This is a genomic window from Sulfuricurvum sp. (genome assembly GCF_028681615.1).
In the GTDB taxonomy this organism is placed as follows: domain Bacteria; phylum Campylobacterota; class Campylobacteria; order Campylobacterales; family Sulfurimonadaceae; genus Sulfuricurvum.
In genome coordinates this window covers 14,805-32,010 of sequence record NZ_JAQUHV010000017.1, presented here as the reverse complement: position 1 = coordinate 32,010, position 17,206 = coordinate 14,805, and the positions used below count along the sequence as shown (strand labels likewise).

Below are 17,206 nucleotides of genomic sequence, written 5' to 3'. Positions count from 1 at the left end.
AGACTCTTTATGATAATACTGAATCAATGCTCTATTAACAGCATTAATGGATCATTTCTTCTTGAGGGACAGCTTCGCTGATACGCATGAGGGTCAAGAACAGTACGGTGATTGCCGGTCCGATAATCATTCCCCAAAATCCGAACGTCGATAGCCCGGCGATAATGGCAAAAAATATGATGAGTTCATTGATTTTATCTTCGGGTTTGATCAATTTTTTATTGATGATTTTGATAATGACCGGTTTGATAAACGTATCGGCGATGATTGAGATCACGACAATCGTATAGAGCGCGATAAAGATAGCACTTTGTGTATTCCCGACCGAGAGTTCAAAGAGGGTAAACGGCAGCCACATAATCGCTCCCCCGACCACCGGGATGAGGGAAGCGAATCCGAACATGATCCCGAACAACAATCCGTTGTATCCCATATACTCTACCGCGATTCCGAAGAGGGCTCCTTCAAATACGGCGGTCGCAAGGATCGAATAAAATACGACGCTCATGGATGAGCGCATCTCGAATATGATAAGGGTACTCTCTTGCTGCGGAAAATGGGCGGATCGTTTAAAAAATTCGAAAATCTCTTTACCGTAATAAAGCGCCACAAAATAAAAGGCCAAAATAAAGACGGTACGAGAGAGAAACGACATGGCGAAACCGCCGATCAGGCTCGCATATTCGAGTGAGTTTTGGGCAAATGATGCGGGATCAAACTTGCTTAGAGAGAGTTCCATTTTGGCTTCGATATTTGAGAGTGCAGGGGGAAGATGTGCGATCCAACTGCGTAAGTGAACGTCGATTTTTTCTAATGAAGCCGGATCGAGGTTTTGAAGAAAAACCGAAAAATGGAATAAAAAGTATCCCATCGGGGCAAAAAATAGAGCCGAGAGGACCAGTGTAGAGAGTGCCGAGGCCCAAAAGCGGCTGTTGGTAAGTTTGAAAAATCCCATCTGGATGTGGTGCGTAGAGATAGCTAGGAGGGATGCGACGATAATACTCATCCAAAACGGTTCATACAACCGATACATCGCATAGGACACAACAACTAACAGTACCAGAGTGAAATACTCTTTTTTCATTGTCATTCAAATAATCCTTGTTGAGGAGTTCCAAATTTGAGTAATTCATAGGTTTTCGGGGTTGCAACCCGTCCCCGCGCTGTCCGTTCCAAATATCCGTTGGCGAGGAGATACGGTTCGAGGACATCTTCGATCGTCCCTTCATCTTCACTGAGTGCCGCAGCGATCGTACTGAGCCCCATCGCACGTCCTTTGGCTTCCATCAGGAGTTTGAGCAGACGTATATCCATTTCGTCAAATCCGTTGGCATTGATTCCCAGCTGATCGAGGGCATAGCGGGAACGTTCGTGTAAAATGGTCGACTCGTTGGCGACATCGGCGAAATCGCGCACCCTCTTTAGCAACCGCAACGCGATACGGGGTGTCCCGCGGGAGCGTTTAGCGATCTCGTGGGCGGCATCTTTGTCGATATTTTTACCGAGTTTTGTCGCTGCTTGAGTGATGATGGTACACAGTTCATCCGGAGTGTAGAATTGCATCCGAAAATTCATCCCGAAACGGTCGCGCAGAGGATTGGAAAGCATCCCCGCACGCGTCGTCGCACCGATGAGGGTAAAGCGTGGGAGGTCGATTTTGACCGTCTGTGCCGCAGGACCGCTTCCGATGATGATGTCGAGCCGGAAATCTTCCATCGAGGGGTAGAGAATCTCTTCGACCGCAGGGGAAAGGCGGTGGATTTCATCGATAAAGAGGATATCCCCCTCTTCGAGATTAGTGAGGATAGCGGCGAGATCACCGCTTTTCTCGATCATCGGAGCAGCGGTGACTTTGATATTGCTTCCCATCTCGTTGGCGATGATGAGGGCGAGGGTCGTTTTCCCCAAGCCGGGAGGGCCGTAAAAGAGGACATGATCGAGCGCTTCGCGGCGTTTGCTGCTCGCTTCGATAAAGACTCCCAGATTCTTTTTGATCTGTTCTTGCCCGATGTAATCATCCCATGCACTCGGGCGCAGCGAGGTTTCGGTGACCTCTTCGGCGTTAAATTTTTCGATTTCGACTATGCGTTCCACGTTAGGCTTTCCTAATAAATATAATTTTCATCGGGAAACGAACGATTTTGGACTTCATCGGCATAGGTTTTTGCCGCTTCTTTGACGGCTGCCGCCCCGTTCATGTACTGTTTGACAAATTTCGGGACGAATGGCTCATAGAATCCCAGCATATCGGAGAAGACCAGTACTTGACCGTCCACGCCGTTCCCCGCACCGATTCCGATAACGGGGATGGAGACGCTTTGTGCAACCCGTGTTGCGACATCGGCTTTAACCCCTTCGATGACGAGGATAAAGGCTCCCGCTTTTTCCAGTGCCTGAGCATCGGCGATCAGAGAGAGGGCTTCGTCTTCGGTTTTTCCTTTGACTTTGTAGCCCCCTTCGGCACGAACCGCTTGAGGTAAAAGTCCGATATGCCCGCAGACGGCGATTCCGTTGGACGTGAGATAGTGTACCAGGTGGGCCTTATCCGCACCCCCCTCGATTTTGACCGCATCGGCCGGAGTTTCACGGTAAACGCGCATGGCGTTTGCAAAGGCGGTTGCTTCATCGATATAGGTTCCAAACGGCATATCGGTAATGACAAACGTATTCGGTGCACCTTTGCAGACGGCATTGGTATGGTAAATCATCTGTTCCATCGTTATGCTTAGCGTGTCGGGATTGCCGCCGAAGCTCATGTTAAGACTGTCTCCGACGAGGAGAATATCGGCGCTCTCGGTGAAAAGTCGGGCGAAAAGAGCATCGTATGCCGTGATCATTACGAGCGGCTGAGCACCTTTGCGTTTTAGAATCGTACCGATTGTCAGCTTTTTCATTGTTCTCTAAACTCTCATGTGTATTAATTGGGATAGTTTACCCAAAAAATTGCTCTCTATGGCATTGCTAGGCAGGTTACGATGCGATATTAATAAAAAGCTCGATATAATTCATCCATCATAGGAGAGTTTATTATGGGGATTCGGAGCGTTCTAGAAGCTAATTTCGACTTTGAAATCATTGACGAATTTTTAGATCATTATGCGATGATGATGGAAATCTTGGAGCCTTTAATCATTGATTTAGGTAACAATGACCGATATCAACGCAGTATCGAAGAACTGTTTCGGATTTTTCATAATATTAAATCGGCATCGGGCTATTTACAGATTCAACCGATGGTCCGTTTGTCGACGTTTGTCGAAGATGCCCTCGAACAGCTCAGAGCCCGAGATAAAGTTGTGAATGAAGAAACGATCACATGGTTTATCAGTGTCTCTGATATGTTCATGCAGTGGCAAGAAGATTTTAAAATGGATAATGAACTCTCTAAAATCCATTTTTCCCTTTTAATTTTACCCGATATGGAGAAAGCGTGAAACAACTCGTAGCGTATATTACTGCCGGTTATCCCGATAAAAATTTTACTGTTGATCTGGCTTTGGCGTTGGGCGAAAATGGTGTCGATACACTCGAAATCGGAGTCCCTTTTTCAGACCCTGTTGCAGACGGTCCCGTTATCGAAGCGGCAAACCAGCGTGCTCTCGAAGCCGGATTTCGTTTTGCCGATCTTTTAGAGATATCTGAGCGCATCGCACCGAAAATCGATACCCTATGGATGGGATATTTTAATCCGTTTTACCAATACGGCATGGAAGCGCTGCTGGATAAGGCGAAAAGCATCGGAGTTAACGGGCTCATTATCCCCGATGTCCCGTATGAAGAGGCAAAAACCTATCACCCGCTTTTCGAGAGCAGAGGATTGGCAAACATTACCTTTGTCGCTCCGACCGATGGCGAAGAGCGTATCGCGACAATTACGGCAGAAGCACGCAAATTTATCTATCTCGTCGCGTATGCAGGGATTACCGGAAGCGGAAAAGCCGAAAATTTGGCTCCGGTTCTTGAGATGATCAAACGACACACGGCTACCCCTGTCTATGTCGGATTCGGCGTCAATGAACAAACGGCTCGTGAAAAAGTGCAGGGGGCTGACGGTGTCATCGTCGGTTCGGCAATCGTGAATGTCTTGTTGGATGATGCCCTGAGCTCGACACAGAAAATCGCCAAATGCTGTGACATCACCCGCACGATCAAATCGCTTATAAATGAATAACATTCGTAGAGTGTTTGCAGTCAGATAAATGATCCGTTGGATTTTTCTTGTACTCTTTGCCTCGATAACGGCTTTTGCAGATGAGACGTTATACGATGCGCTAAAGAAAAACGACGTTCCCCAAAGCGGACAAAAGTACCGCTCTGATTTTTCTATACCGCCATCTCCCGTTTTCGCGCAATCCGAAGAGTTTCATCTCACCGAGGACGCTGAAAAAAAAGACTATCTCCCCCAATACATCAATGTCAATGATCAACTTCCTGACCGATATAAAAATTTGATCGGAGATTCGGTTTCTCTCCAGTTTCTCATGATTTCGACGATAGGCTTTTTAGCCATCCTGCCCGATAGCATAACAAACTGGAATTCGGAGAAGCTAAAGGAACGCTCGCTGGGAGAACGCTGGAAAGAAAACGTCTCGACGACCCCCGTCTGGGATCATGATAACTGGATGATCAACTATATCGGACATCCGGTATCCGGTGCGTTTTACTATACCTTGGCTCGAAACGACGGGATGTCGATGGGGGAATCTGCCGCTTTTTCAGCGCTGATGTCTACCTTTTTCTGGGAATACGGGTATGAGAGTTTTGCCGAAGTCCCCTCGATTCAGGATCTCATTTTTACCCCTTTGCTGGGGTCGATTTTGGGAGAACAGATGTTTACCCTCCAGAAAAAACTGGATCAAGAGGGAGGGGTGGTTCTCGGATCAAAAACGCTGGGGGATATGAGCTATTTTATTCTCGATCCGTTGGGGAATATCGCCTACGGGATCGGAAATACTCTGAAAAGACTCAACTTCGACGCCGATGTGACGATGAGTATCCAAACCTACCCGCTGGCTAAAATCCCACCGTACAATTCCGATGTCCCGATAGAAGATTCTTTGCATTTTAAAGAGCGCGAATACGGTTTTATTATCACCATTCAGTAGTATGGAAAACCGTCTTTGCATTTACATGGCTTTGGGTATAATACGTTTATAACTTCGGTTATCCACGAGGGGGCGACATGGCTTCGACTGGATCAAGAAGGTTTTGGTTGCATCGCCGGACTGAGCAGCTCCGTTATACGGCTCACAATTGCTTAAACGCAAACAACACTAATTACCGTCCTGCTTACGCTGTAGCGTAAGTTTAACTTAATTTAGGACTGCGCTACCTTCCTATGCTATAACCGGAAGGGCTTGGCGTATAACCCCTGTGATAGCTATATTCTTGGAATGTCTCGGACAGGAACGAATTTAGAGAATTGGATGATGTAGCTTTGCACGTTGTGTGATAGTCATCTGAAAAACAAACAACGTTACTAAGCATGTAGACGCCTTTACTCTCTTGGTTTAGGACTCCGGTTCAATCCCGGACGCCTCCACCAAATTCTCTCTGAAAATATCAATCAATATTTGATTCTAATTGCAATAAATAGGTACTATGAAATGTGATTTGTGTTGCGTAATAGGTTTGAGCTATAATGTTGACAAGTTGATTGCAAATCAATGAAATTCACAAGCGGGAGAGATTAAATGGAAATTGTTATAAGTGAAGCAATTTTAGAAAATATGCTCAATCACTTAGAAAAATACATTCATGCAAAGCCATATTGTCTTAGCCGTGCGGACAAACAGTCTATAAACGAAGCGAAGGCAAAAAAACCAACACTTCAATTGCATAAAAAGATCAAAGCGATTGTAATAAAAGTTCTTGCGAACGTCAATCAATTCAATCCTAACATTCACTTCATCACAGAAAATATCCTCACACAAACCACCTATTACAAAACCCTCACTGCACGCCCTTAATTTATACCTATTCTAATTTTTAGAAATCGATAAACCTTTTTTATGTTTTGCCATATTCGGCATTCACAAAACTAAAAATTACAATCAGGAAATAATACAATGCACAATTATTTTGGTATGAAACTCAAGATCGTCTATCTTATCCTTTTGACTATATTTGCTATTTTTCTTAGTGGAGATGATCATGACTATACCCACATACATATCGAGGTACCAAATAAGTTTATTGCAGAATATGAAAAGGATGTTAGTAATAAATACGAAAGAGGAGCAAAATAAGACAAACACTTTTTTTAGTTATAATTCGTCTTGACAAAAAGTATCATATATGATACATTATGTAAAATATTAAGTATTAGATATGATACTAAAAGAAGCTACCATGTTTAAATCATTAATACTCTCTGAACTCAAAAAACAAAAAGAGGCATTAGCAATTCCCTATGAGGCTATCGCTTCTCGTGCCGGTGTCGGTATAGCGACTGTCAAACGTGCGTTCTCGGGACATGATATTTCGCTTGATACCCTCGATAAAATCGCGGTTGCTTTGGGATGCGAAATCGCCATCAAACCAAAACAATCACCTAAAGCTTTATACCAAGCACAAATCGAGAAAAAAGCGCAAGAGATTGTGAACCGTGTCGTAAAAACGTCTGCTCTCGAAAACCAAACTCCAAGCATTGAAGCACAAAAAAAGATGCTTATTCAAGCTAAAGCGATGATTGCTAAAATGCCAAAATCTCGAGTATGGGCATAGTACTTTTTTAGTTGAAAGAATGTACAGAGAGATTTTTATGAATCATGTATAGATTTTGGTGTATACTATTTTTCAGAATTGATGTACTGCGTAGCGGGGGTCAATTATCCTTCGGTAATACTACTAATCCATGTCCTCTAACTTTTCTATTTTTATCCGGCGCAGATGGTCATTTTTAAATATCGCTTGACACCATGTAATGAAACGAAAAAGAGTTGTCATTAAAAATAGTGTTCTAGAAAGCTCTTGTTGAGCTAGAAAAATTAATTATGCGCCCACTTTTCTTATCGCAAAAATGTCGATACATGTATCTCGAATAGGTTATTGGCTAAGGAATTATTAAGTAAATAAAATTCTATGTACCCAAACACTATTAATATATTGTAAGTATCGATCTATTTTGAGTATATTTAATATATAAAGTGGCCTTACTTACAACATATTAATACTTAATTTAAAGACATTGATGAAAAAAAAATACACTTTTCTAAAATATCGGTCAATAGTTTTTACTAAGGAAGCATTAAGATTAAATGTTGATAGGAATCCATATACTATTAATATATTGTAATTAATGGCCTAATGTAATCAATTTTGTGCTAAAAAATGGTTATACTTTCAATATATTAATATTTGGAGCCCAAAGTGGAAGTGAAGAAAGGTATTCGTTCTTATATAGGCGATGCAGTTGTTAAACGACGCATAGAAATTAAAATGGAACAAGAATCTGTTTGTGCCTATGCTGATGTAAGTATTACAACTCTTTCAACATTGGAGAATGGTAAAGCAAATATATCACTACTTAAACTTGAAAAAATACTGGATGTTCTTGGTCTAGAAGTAGTAATAAAAATCAAAGAGAAGGTATAGGATCGCTTAAATGCAAAAAGGTGAAGTTTATCGGAATGAAAGATTGATAGGAACTATTTCAAAGGGACTTGATGGTTATCAATTTGAATACAAAAAAGATTATTTAGATGATCCAAGAGCTCTTCCTATTTCGGTTCGTTTTCCTTTGAGATTAGAAACTTATACATCACCGGTTCTTTTTCCATTTTTTGCAAATATGTTAGCAGAGGGAAGTAGTAAAATAATTCAGTGTCGGGAATTACGTATTGATGAGAGTGATCTTTTTACTCGTTTATTGAAAACGACTGAAAATAATACAATCGGTTCGATTACAGTTAAAGATGTAACGGTGTATAGAGATACCAAAATTAGTAAGCTGCTAAATAGGTTTACAGTACATTCTGATGAGAAAGGAGATCAAGCATGAAATGTTATGGATGTTTTAAACCAATTAATACTGGAACGTATTGCACAAAGTGCAAAGCGGAACTTTTCAATGGAAGGAATATTAATCAACTTAATTTTGATATTAAAGAGTTTTATGAATACCGACAATCTCAGGCACCACGCATTTCTATATCTGGGGTACAAGATAAAATTTCTCTCAAATTAGAAGGTAATGATCTACTTCCAACGGATAAGAATGGAACATATATTCTAAAGCCAGTGCCTGCTACACAACTTCAACATTCAGAAGATATTGTTGCAAATGAGCACTTAAGTATGCAGTTGTCGAAACAGATATTTAAGATTCCAACAGCCGCGAATGCAATAGTGCATTTTAGAAATGGAGATATGGCTTATTTGGTAAAACGGTTTGATTATGCAAAAGATGGGAGCAAGCTGGATCAAGAAGATTTTGCTTCAATTATCGGTATGAGTGAAGAAACAGATGGACAGAACTATAAATATGATTCAAGTTATGAAGCAATTGCCTCAGCAATACAAAACGTAGTTGCAACAAGCTCTATGAGCATCGAAGATTTATATCTGCGGATAATTTTGAATTATCTTATAGGTAATGGAGATGCTCACCTGAAAAATTTTTCACTTTATCGTCCAGAGGGAAGAAGTGACTATACTTTAACACCAAATTATGATCTTCTCTTTAGTGGGTATCATATCCATGAAATGTTTGGAGTTATGGGATTGGAATTATTTGAGTCTTATGAAACAAAATCATATGGTGCACTTGGATTTTATTCGTTAGAAGATTTTGAAGCTTTTGCTCATTTATTTAAAATACCATCATCGCGTATGATAAAGATATATAAGCTTATTTTTTCTTCAGCTAGTAAAGCTGAACAGATGATTGAAAATTCTTTTATGACTGATAATGGTAAAGAAGCTTATTTGAAAAACTTTCATAACAGACTCAAAAATGGATTAGCATATACAATGAAAGAACCTGGGTTTGAGTTTGAATCAATATTAAAACCATTAGCGGATGATTTTCTGAGAATGGTTTAAAAAAATGAATTTTACATTAATGTAGTTTTTAATGTAGTTTATTTCTTATATAGTCTTAAAAATATCATATTTTGGCTTTTGTTTGATAGAGGACGCCTCCACCAACCTTCCCTAACCTCTCACTCCATTTCCAACAGGTTGAAAAATAATGATTGTTGGCCTATAATCTATTAGGGTCTTTAATACATTTCCACAGCATTCTCAAGATTTTCTCATGTTGATCCTATAGAATCCCATTATATTTTTATAAAAAGGATAAATGGTGAAACGTATTTTCTTTATCTGTTTGACATTTCTTTCCTTGTCCCTTTATGGCGCAATGGGTTCATCGGTCACTATTCCGACACAAGAACATATGAAATATACTTTTGGAAATCACAGAAACCATTTAGTTAAAAGTATGCAAGAAAACCAGTATTATAAATCAATGGCACCTATGAATGAAGAGGATATCCGCAAGCATCTCTCAGATGAAGGGTATGGTGTCCGCGGTGTCAAACTGCGAGACATCGCTTCTGAATTGGTGTATCAAGTCTATGCTACCGATGCCACTGCAAAAGATATCAAACTTTATGTCGATCCTGCTAACGGGTCGATTTTAAAAATGGAGCCGCTACAATGAAAATGTCATGGGCATATAGTGCTATTTTAATACCGTTTTTAGGGCATGCAATCAGTTTTCATGACCTCTCTGAACAAGCGTATACGGTTTCGGGGGATCTTATCCAGTCTCACGGGCGTATGGATGCGATCGGATTTGAAAAGGATGCCGCGATGGCAGGGGAACCTTTGAGCATCGAGACGTCCGGACGAAAAATAAATGCGAATGTCCCTTCTGATAGTGGTCAGCAATATGGGGTGATGGTCGATTATACGATGAAAATGCCCTCTCTCAGATCGGCACAAGCCTATGAGTTTGAACTCCAAAAAAAAGGGACCGAATATGAGATGTCGGTTCAAAAAGGGCAGATACAAGTAGCATTGAAACGCTCTTGGTTGATGTATCAGCTGGAGCAGGAAAGAAATGCGGTTCTAACGCAAAAACGTGATTTTTCGTATAAAGCTTTTCAAGTAGGAGAAAAGAAATTCAAAGCCGGCCGATTGTCGCAGATGGAACTTTTGCGTTTGGAAAGCGAATACAAAAATACCCTTCAAGAAGTAGCAGCGGTAATGATGGAAGCGGAACATGCACAGCATTATCTCAAAGAATCGGTTATGTCGCAGGAAAACGTGATCGTCGATGATATGAATTTTGAATTTATTAAAACCGCTGCATTGGAGGATCGTATCAACAATGCACCGTTGTTGAAATCTTTGACTGCCCGGATTGAAGCGATAGATGCCAAGATTGCCACACTGCGCCACTCTACAGTCGAATCCGTCTCATTTGGGGTGGGGATGACACAGGAACCTACACAGAACAGTCTTGATTTCCGTCTTACCGTGCCGCTGGCGCTCAGCAGCAAAAATGAGAAGAAAATTGCCGCATTGATGAGCGAACGAAGTGCTTTGGTCCATATGCGGGAAGTAAGCAAACAAAAACTTCACATCAGTGTTCGCGGGTTGGTGGAACATTTGCAAGAGCGTGAAGAGAGAATCAAGGTTTTGAGCGAAAACGAAAACAGTTACGAAACTCTCTTTACAATAGCGCAAAAAGGGTATGAAGGGGGCGTAATAGGCCAATTTGAATATCTCGCTTCCAAAAACGCTTACTATGATGCACGCTTACGCACGCTACAAGTCAAACAAAACTACATTGAAGAAATGTCTGCAATCGAAGAAAAACTAGGGGGGATCTGGTAATGAAAAAAAGTTTATTGATTCTGTTAAGCGCTACGGCGTTGATGGCACAAATCACAATGAGCGAAGCTCAGATGAAAAAAATGGGGATTGCGGTAGAACAGGTACGAATGATCAAATCGGAAGCCATGGGGCCGTTTATCGGAACATTTGATTACAGTGACAAGGGTGCGAGAAGCTATACGCTAAGCGGTGAAGCTACGGTGGCGGAGCTGATGAAACAAACCGGGGACACCGTGAAAAAAGGGGAAGTCATCTGTACTATTGCCTCTTCAGAATTGCTCTCAAGCAGCTATGAACTCAACGATCTTCGAAATCGCCTTAAATTGGCTCAAGAGTATGCAAAAAAAGATGATACCCTCTACAAAGACGGAGCCATATCTTTGCGTGAATCGCAAAAAAGCAGTCTTGAAGTTATGAGTCTGAAATCCAAAGTCGCCGAGATCGAAAACCGGTTTGTTTTCGCAGGTGCCGATATTCAACCGAAAAACGGGATGATGTTCACGATCCGAGCCCGCCAAAACGGCATATTGGCGCATGCTCCGCTCAAAGCCGGAGAAAAGATTGAACCGTTTGTCCCTTATCTGAAAATTGCCAGCGCAGATGCCCTCAGTGCGTTTATCAAAATCCCTCCTAAAATGATCGGAAGCATCCATAAAGGTGCGCTGGTTATGGATAAAACAGGTGCGGAAGCCGGAAAAATCACGGCAGTCTCTTCCGCTGTGGATGTCATGAGCAATTCTGCGACCGCTGTTGCTGTCTTGAAGGCCAACAATAATAACCGTGCAGGGACTTCGGGTGAGTTTTATATTGCGTCAACGCAAACCGATAAATGGATATTGCTGCCGCGTTCGTCTGTGACAAAATACAAGAAAAACGACATCTGTTTTATCCAAACGCCGACGGGATTTAAACCACAAATCATACAGATTCAGAAGATTTATAAAGATTATATCGCGGTGAAACCTGAGGGATTGGACTCTGCAACCAAAGTTGCGAGCGACGGGATCATTACCCTAAAAGGTGCCTTGAGCGGATTGGGATTTGAATAATGCTGAACTCTATTATTGAATTTTCTCTCAAGCAGCGGCTCATCGTCATCCTCCTCTCCCTGGCCCTGTTTGGGTATGGGGTCTATTCGTTTTATAAAATACCGATTGATGCTTTTCCGGACATTTCATCGACACAGGTGAAAATCATTTTGAAAGCACCCGGAATGACCCCTGAAGAGGTTGAAAACCGTGTTGTTAAACCGTTGGAAGCAGAATTGCTGGGATTGGAAAATGAGAAGCTTCTCAAGAGTACGTCAAAATATGCGATTGCCGACATAACGATCGATTTTAACGACGGTACGGATATTTATCGGGCACGTAATCAAGTTTCTGAAAAACTTGCATCGCTTTTGCCGACACTCCCAAAAGGGGTGGAAGGGGGAATGGCCCCTATTACTACACCGCTTGGCGAAGCATTTATGTTTACGATTGAAGGAAATATAAGCCCAAAAGAGAAACGTGAATTGCTGGACTTTGTCATTCGTCCGGTATTGCGGGGCGCCAAAGGGGTAGCCGATGTCAATTCGCTAGGCGGGGAAGCACGGGCTATTGTCGTACAGCCTGATTATACGGCAATGCGTCATCTGGGGATACCTCTGAGCACCCTGCAGGACACATTGGAAAAAAATCTGAAAAACGACGGGGCGGGACGGGTTGACGCAAACGAAGAGAGCTATCTGGTTAAAGTTCAAAGCGGTGTCAAAGATGCGAGTGAAATAGCCAACATCACGATCCATTCCAATAACGGACCGATCCGTGTCGGCGATTTTTGTGAAGTTCGGGACGATTCGAGAACGCGATTGGGATTTGTTACCAAAGACGGTGTCGGAGAAGCGACGGAAGGTCTGGTTTTGACGCTTAAAGGGGCAAATGCCCAAGAGACGATTTCACAGATCAAAGAACGGCTCGAACAACTGAAACCGATGCTTCCCGCAGGTGTGAGCATCGTCCCTTTTTATGACCGGAGCAATCTGATTGAGAAGGCGGTCGGTACGGTTTCCAAAGCGTTGGTGGAAGCCATCGTATTGGTTATTGTTCTTCTCATGGTCTTTTTGGGAGATGTTCGTGCGGCAATCGCCGTGAGTGTCATCTTGCCGTTTTCAATCGCGATTGCGTTTTTAATGATGAGATATTTTGGTTTGAGCGCCAATCTGATGAGTTTGGGAGGGTTGGCAATCGCGATCGGTATGCTGGTCGATTCCGCGGTCGTAGTTGTTGAAAATGCGTTTGCCAAACTCAGTGAAAATGATACGTCACTTCCAAAATTGCATCAAGTTTATCGAGCGACCAAAGAGGTGAGTACTGCCGTATTCAGCGGTATTTTGATCATTGCGGTCGTCTTTTTGCCGTTATTGACATTGGAAGGGCTGGAAGGGAAATTATTTGCTCCGGTAGCACTGACCATCGTTTTCGCACTGTTCGGTTCGCTTCTTCTATCGTTAACGCTCATTCCGGTTGTAAGTTCTTTGATTTTAAAGAGTACCCCTCATGAAGAGACGTTTATCGGCAAATTCTTTGCGCGTCTGTATGAACCGATGCTAAAATTTGCATTGACCCGTACAAAAGTCCTTTTTACCGGAGCGGTCGCTTTCTTGATTATCAGCTTTACCCTGTTTGCATTTGTAGGGAAAAGCTTTATGCCGACTTTGGATGAGGGAGATATTATTTTAGGGATTGAAACCCCTCCGTCTATTTCGCTTGAAAAATCCAAAGAACTCAATCTGGCCATACAACGTACGTTGATTGAGCATGTTCCAGAAATCAAAACGATCGTTGCGAGAACCGGATCCGATGAACTCGGACTCGATCCTATGGGGTTAAATCAAACCGATACGTTTATTACGTTAAAACCGCAAAAAGAATGGAAAGCGAAGAATAAAGAAGAGATCAAAAGTGAAATTCAAGAGTCACTCAAAAATTTTCCGGGGATCAGTTTTAGCTTTACCCAACCGATCGAAATGCGGATATCGGAGATGCTAACGGGTTCACGGGGTGATTTGGCGATCAAGATTTATGGAAGCGACATTGACAAGCTGAATGAACTCAGTCAAAATATTGCCGATACGCTTGATAAGATAAAAGGTTCGTCCGAAGTGTTTACAACCCTTAACGAAGGGGTGAATTATCTCAGCGTAAAACCTAATCGGACAGAATCGGCCAAGACCGGTGTCGATACGGCTGAACTCGAACTGTTTCTAAAAACGGCCTTGGAAGGGGTTACGATCGATGAGCTTTCGATCGATAATACACGAATTCCCGTGTTGATGCGGCTTGACAGTGAAGTCTCTCAAGATATGGAACTGTTCAAATCGCTGGAACTTCCGCTAAGTGACGGATTTTCGGTCCCTATTTCAAGTGTTGCCCAAATTGAAACCAGTGAAGGGGCTTTGAAAGTAGATCGTGAAAACGGGAAACGATACAGTACCGTACGTGCCAATGTTGAAGGGCGGGATTTGGTCGGATTTGTAGAAGAAGCCAAACAAAAAATCGATGCCAACATCAAACTCCCTCAAGGGTATACCATCGTATACGGCGGACAATTTGAAAATCAGCAACGCGCTGCGGCGAAGTTGATGACGGTCATTCCAATCAGTATCGGGGTCATCTTCCTGATTCTTTTCTTTACGTTCCGTTCTGTGAGTGCGACTGCTCTCATTTTGCTCAACATTCCGTTTGCGGTGACCGGCGGTATCATTTCACTGTATTTCAGCGGAGAGTATCTTTCTGTACCGGCATCGGTCGGATTTATCGCACTTTTCGGAATCGCGGTACTCAACGGGGTTGTTATGGTCAGTTATTTTAATACCCTTTTAGGCAATGGCTATTCGATTGATGATGCGGTTGCGGAGGGGGCGCGCAGACGTCTTCGCCCTGTCCTTATGACGGCCTTCATTGCCGCCTTGGGTCTTTTACCGTTGCTGTTTGCCTCAGGGGTCGGGAGTGAGATCCAAAAACCGCTGGCAATCGTTGTATTGGGCGGATTAGTGACATCGACGATCCTGACACTTCTCATTTTGCCGCCTGCGTTTAAAATGATTTATAAAAAGGGTCAGTGATGAATATGACAAGTATGGATATTTACTTCGAAATCGCCAATAAAGATACATTGGTTGATTTATTATTGGAAGAAGGATATGATGATTTCTACTTTTTCTCTTGCAAACGCTACAGCGCCGGAGCTTTTCTGATAAGTGCCGAGGAACAAGTCAGTGCGAGGAGAGATTTTGGACTGTTTCGTCTTTTCCTTCATGATACCGAAGCGTTAGTTCTCTCTGCCGCTATCAAAAGAGAATTAAAAGATAAAACGATCAAGATATTCATGACCGGAGTGAAAGAGCTGTAGATGCGTATACTCATTGCTGATGATGAGCCTGAGCTCCTTGAATTGTTAAAACTCTCTTTGCAAAATGAAGAGTGGATTATTGACACGGTCAGTGATGTAAATGATGCCAAAACGTATCTGGATGCCTATTCGTACCGGATTTTTCTTGTGGACCGTACTTTTCATGGAAAAGATCGTGTAAAAGAATTAATCACGTACGGCAGAACTAAAAATCCATCAATGGGAATTTTAGTCCTGAGTGCATTGGGCACCATTGATGAAAAAGTTCAGGGGCTTGAATACGGGGCGGATGATTATCTGGAAAAACCGTTCGATATTAAAGAGCTGCGGGCGCGTTTGGCTGCTTTGTCCCGTCGTTATGTACCCAAAGTAAAAAACTTTGAAGACATTGAAATCGATACGAATTCTAAAACAATCAAAAAAGCGGGGAATGAAATTCTCCTCAGCAGTAATGAGCAAAAATTATTTTTTTATCTTTTAGAGCGGGGCAACATCGCTTCCCGTGATGAAATTATGGACGCCCTTTATGATAATCCTCAGAATATCACCTCAAATGCGATTGATGAGCTGATCGGACGGATACGCCGCAAGCTTCATCCCGGTATTATTAAAACCATAAAAACACGAGGATATCTCATTGCAGTTTAAATGGGCAAAGTCTCTAAAATTTAAAATTGCCCTTATCTTTACAATAGGGCTTGCAATAGCATTTACAATAAACTTATACATCGCAATCAAAACGATCTATATTCAAAAAGTGGAAGATGTGGAGCATGTGCTCAAACATGTTCTCATTGAAAGTACGGATGAATATATTACGACTCTTTTAAATCCATCCAGTGACGTAAGCTTTCTGTATACGATTCCGCATAACAAAATGATTCTAAGTGATTCGGAAGTGAATGGACTCCGTTTTGTTATCTCAACCAATCCGCATAGAACAAACGATACCCTGATTGTCTCATCTATAAAACTCTCCAATAACTATTATATAAATGCTATCAGTGATTACAAAAAAATAGACACTAATACCCATAAGTATTGTCAAAAATTACTGTTACGCTATATCGTCTCGTTACTCATCGTGTTATTCATTATTATTTTTACCCTAGATTTTTACATGAAACCATTGGAATTATTGGCAGCTAAAACGAGAACGTGGAAACGAGAAAGCCCATTCGATCTTGTTTTGAATGACGCTTCTTCCGAGATTAAAGAGGTGTCGAGTGCTTTCGATGCTTTAGTCAGACGATTGGAAGGATACCGCCAAAAAGAGGCTGAGTTATTTAAAGAAGCCGCACATGAACTTAAAACACCTTTGGCGCTGATGAGGTCGCGGCTGGATGTTTATGAAAACAGTGCCCATTATGATAAAGACAAATTTATTGTCGATCTCGGACACGATATAGAAAGACTGACACGAGAGCTTAAAAATGTCCTTTTTCTTGAAAGTTCGGATTTTGAAGAAGCACACAGTATTGAAATCATACAGATATTAAAAACCCTTGAACATAAAATGGCTATTTTGATCCAACGAAAAGGGTTGAGGTTAAAACTTCCGAATGAATCATTTAGCGTTGTCGTTTCGGAGAAATTGCTGTTTAAAGTCTTAAGTGCCTTGCTGGAAAATGCGATCACCTATGCAAAAGAGAATACTGCGGTGGAGATCGGATGCAATCCACGAGAAAGGACGCTTTGGATAGGCAACCAAATAGGCAATGAGAAGTACTTATTCAGTTCCAAGATAGGGGAAAAGATCCTAAAACGTTTAAGTCATGAAATCGGCTTTGAGTATAGTATCAAACAAGATGATGAATATTTCCGTATTGAACTCGTATTTAATTCTCGCTAAATCATGTTGAAAACATATAGAGCTGGTACTCTATAACATTTTGTTTACCAATCTAGACTAAAGTATCTTTCATATTCGTGAGAGTTTCGTTTATATCGTAGAACGATAGTTCAA

18 protein-coding genes and 1 other RNA gene are annotated in these 17,206 nt (G+C 41.9%); 16 read left to right on the top strand and 3 right to left on the bottom strand.

The features are described 5' to 3' along the window. Positions 1-43 precede the first annotated feature (43 nt). Genes PHE37_RS12105 through panB form a run of 3 tightly spaced genes read right to left on the bottom strand, consistent with a single transcriptional unit; the run spans position 44 to position 2,894 of the window. Positions 44-1,090 (bottom strand): AI-2E family transporter, encoded by a 1,047-nt coding sequence (locus tag PHE37_RS12105; protein ID WP_299994823.1) that lies wholly within the window; start codon positions 1,088-1,090, stop codon positions 44-46. After that, complete coding sequence (gene ruvB, locus PHE37_RS12100) at positions 1,087-2,094, bottom strand: Holliday junction branch migration DNA helicase RuvB (protein ID WP_299994822.1); 1,008 nt, start codon at positions 2,092-2,094, stop codon at positions 1,087-1,089. Before ruvB ends, PHE37_RS12105 begins: the two co-directional genes overlap by 4 nt. An 11-nt stretch (positions 2,095-2,105) precedes the next feature. After that, positions 2,106-2,894, bottom strand: a complete 789-nt coding sequence (gene panB / locus PHE37_RS12095; RefSeq protein WP_299994820.1) for a 3-methyl-2-oxobutanoate hydroxymethyltransferase — start codon at positions 2,892-2,894, stop codon at positions 2,106-2,108. Between the two features lie 135 nt (positions 2,895-3,029). On the opposite strand from panB, the gene PHE37_RS12090 reads away from it, so the two are divergent. The 16 genes from PHE37_RS12090 (at position 3,030) to PHE37_RS12015 (ending at position 17,092) form a co-directional block, all read left to right on the top strand. Then, positions 3,030-3,434, top strand: coding sequence for an Hpt domain-containing protein (locus PHE37_RS12090; protein ID WP_299994818.1), 405 nt, complete (start codon positions 3,030-3,032; stop codon positions 3,432-3,434). Beyond that, positions 3,431-4,171: a tryptophan synthase subunit alpha gene (trpA, locus tag PHE37_RS12085; protein ID WP_299994816.1), complete on the top strand. Its 741-nt coding sequence runs from the start codon at positions 3,431-3,433 to the stop codon at positions 4,169-4,171. The genes PHE37_RS12090 and trpA overlap by 4 nt, the downstream gene beginning before the upstream one ends. A gap of 28 nt (positions 4,172-4,199) precedes the next feature. Then, a complete protein-coding gene (locus PHE37_RS12080) occupies positions 4,200-5,105 on the top strand; it encodes a DUF3943 domain-containing protein (protein ID WP_299994814.1) in 906 nt (301 codons plus the stop codon). 68 nt (positions 5,106-5,173) lie between these two features. Beyond that, positions 5,174-5,545, top strand: a transfer-messenger RNA (tmRNA) gene (gene ssrA / locus PHE37_RS12075). A gap of 148 nt (positions 5,546-5,693) precedes the next feature. Next, positions 5,694-5,969, top strand: a complete 276-nt coding sequence (locus tag PHE37_RS12070) for a hypothetical protein (RefSeq protein WP_299994813.1) — start codon at positions 5,694-5,696, stop codon at positions 5,967-5,969. 382 nt (positions 5,970-6,351) lie between these two features. Further along, positions 6,352-6,726 carry a helix-turn-helix domain-containing protein gene (locus tag PHE37_RS12065; protein WP_299994811.1) on the top strand — a complete coding sequence of 125 codons (375 nt, stop codon included), beginning with the start codon at positions 6,352-6,354 and terminating at the stop codon, positions 6,724-6,726. A 645-nt stretch (positions 6,727-7,371) separates the two neighbouring features. Further along, positions 7,372-7,596, top strand: a complete 225-nt coding sequence (locus PHE37_RS12060) for a helix-turn-helix domain-containing protein (protein ID WP_299994809.1) — start codon at positions 7,372-7,374, stop codon at positions 7,594-7,596. Positions 7,597-7,606: 10 nt separating this feature from the next. Continuing rightward, positions 7,607-8,002, top strand: coding sequence for a HipA N-terminal domain-containing protein (locus PHE37_RS12055; protein ID WP_299994807.1), 396 nt, complete (start codon positions 7,607-7,609; stop codon positions 8,000-8,002). Further along, positions 7,999-9,045, top strand: a complete 1,047-nt coding sequence (locus PHE37_RS12050; protein WP_299994804.1) for a HipA domain-containing protein — start codon at positions 7,999-8,001, stop codon at positions 9,043-9,045. Before PHE37_RS12055 ends, PHE37_RS12050 begins: the two co-directional genes overlap by 4 nt. A 262-nt stretch (positions 9,046-9,307) precedes the next feature. Then, positions 9,308-9,667: a PepSY domain-containing protein gene (locus PHE37_RS12045; RefSeq protein ID WP_299994803.1), complete on the top strand. Its 360-nt coding sequence runs from the start codon at positions 9,308-9,310 to the stop codon at positions 9,665-9,667. Beyond that, entirely contained in the window at positions 9,664-10,848 is a 1,185-nt protein-coding gene (locus PHE37_RS12040; RefSeq protein WP_299994801.1) for a TolC family protein, read from the top strand. The genes PHE37_RS12045 and PHE37_RS12040 overlap by 4 nt, the downstream gene beginning before the upstream one ends. Continuing rightward, positions 10,848-11,897 (top strand): efflux RND transporter periplasmic adaptor subunit, encoded by a 1,050-nt coding sequence (locus PHE37_RS12035; RefSeq protein ID WP_299994799.1) that lies wholly within the window; start codon positions 10,848-10,850, stop codon positions 11,895-11,897. The genes PHE37_RS12040 and PHE37_RS12035 overlap by 1 nt, the downstream gene beginning before the upstream one ends. Continuing rightward, on the top strand, positions 11,897-14,953 hold the full coding sequence (locus PHE37_RS12030; RefSeq protein ID WP_299994797.1) for an efflux RND transporter permease subunit: 3,057 nt from the start codon (positions 11,897-11,899) through the stop codon (positions 14,951-14,953). Before PHE37_RS12035 ends, PHE37_RS12030 begins: the two co-directional genes overlap by 1 nt. Beyond that, the gene (locus PHE37_RS12025; RefSeq protein WP_299994795.1) at positions 14,953-15,240 is read left to right on the top strand and encodes a DUF3240 family protein; all 288 of its coding nucleotides are present in this window, start codon (positions 14,953-14,955) and stop codon (positions 15,238-15,240) included. Before PHE37_RS12030 ends, PHE37_RS12025 begins: the two co-directional genes overlap by 1 nt. Then, entirely contained in the window at positions 15,241-15,888 is a 648-nt protein-coding gene (locus PHE37_RS12020) for a response regulator transcription factor (protein ID WP_299994793.1), read from the top strand. Continuing rightward, positions 15,878-17,092: a hypothetical protein gene (locus PHE37_RS12015; RefSeq protein ID WP_299994792.1), complete on the top strand. Its 1,215-nt coding sequence runs from the start codon at positions 15,878-15,880 to the stop codon at positions 17,090-17,092. Before PHE37_RS12020 ends, PHE37_RS12015 begins: the two co-directional genes overlap by 11 nt. Positions 17,093-17,206 lie beyond the last annotated feature (114 nt).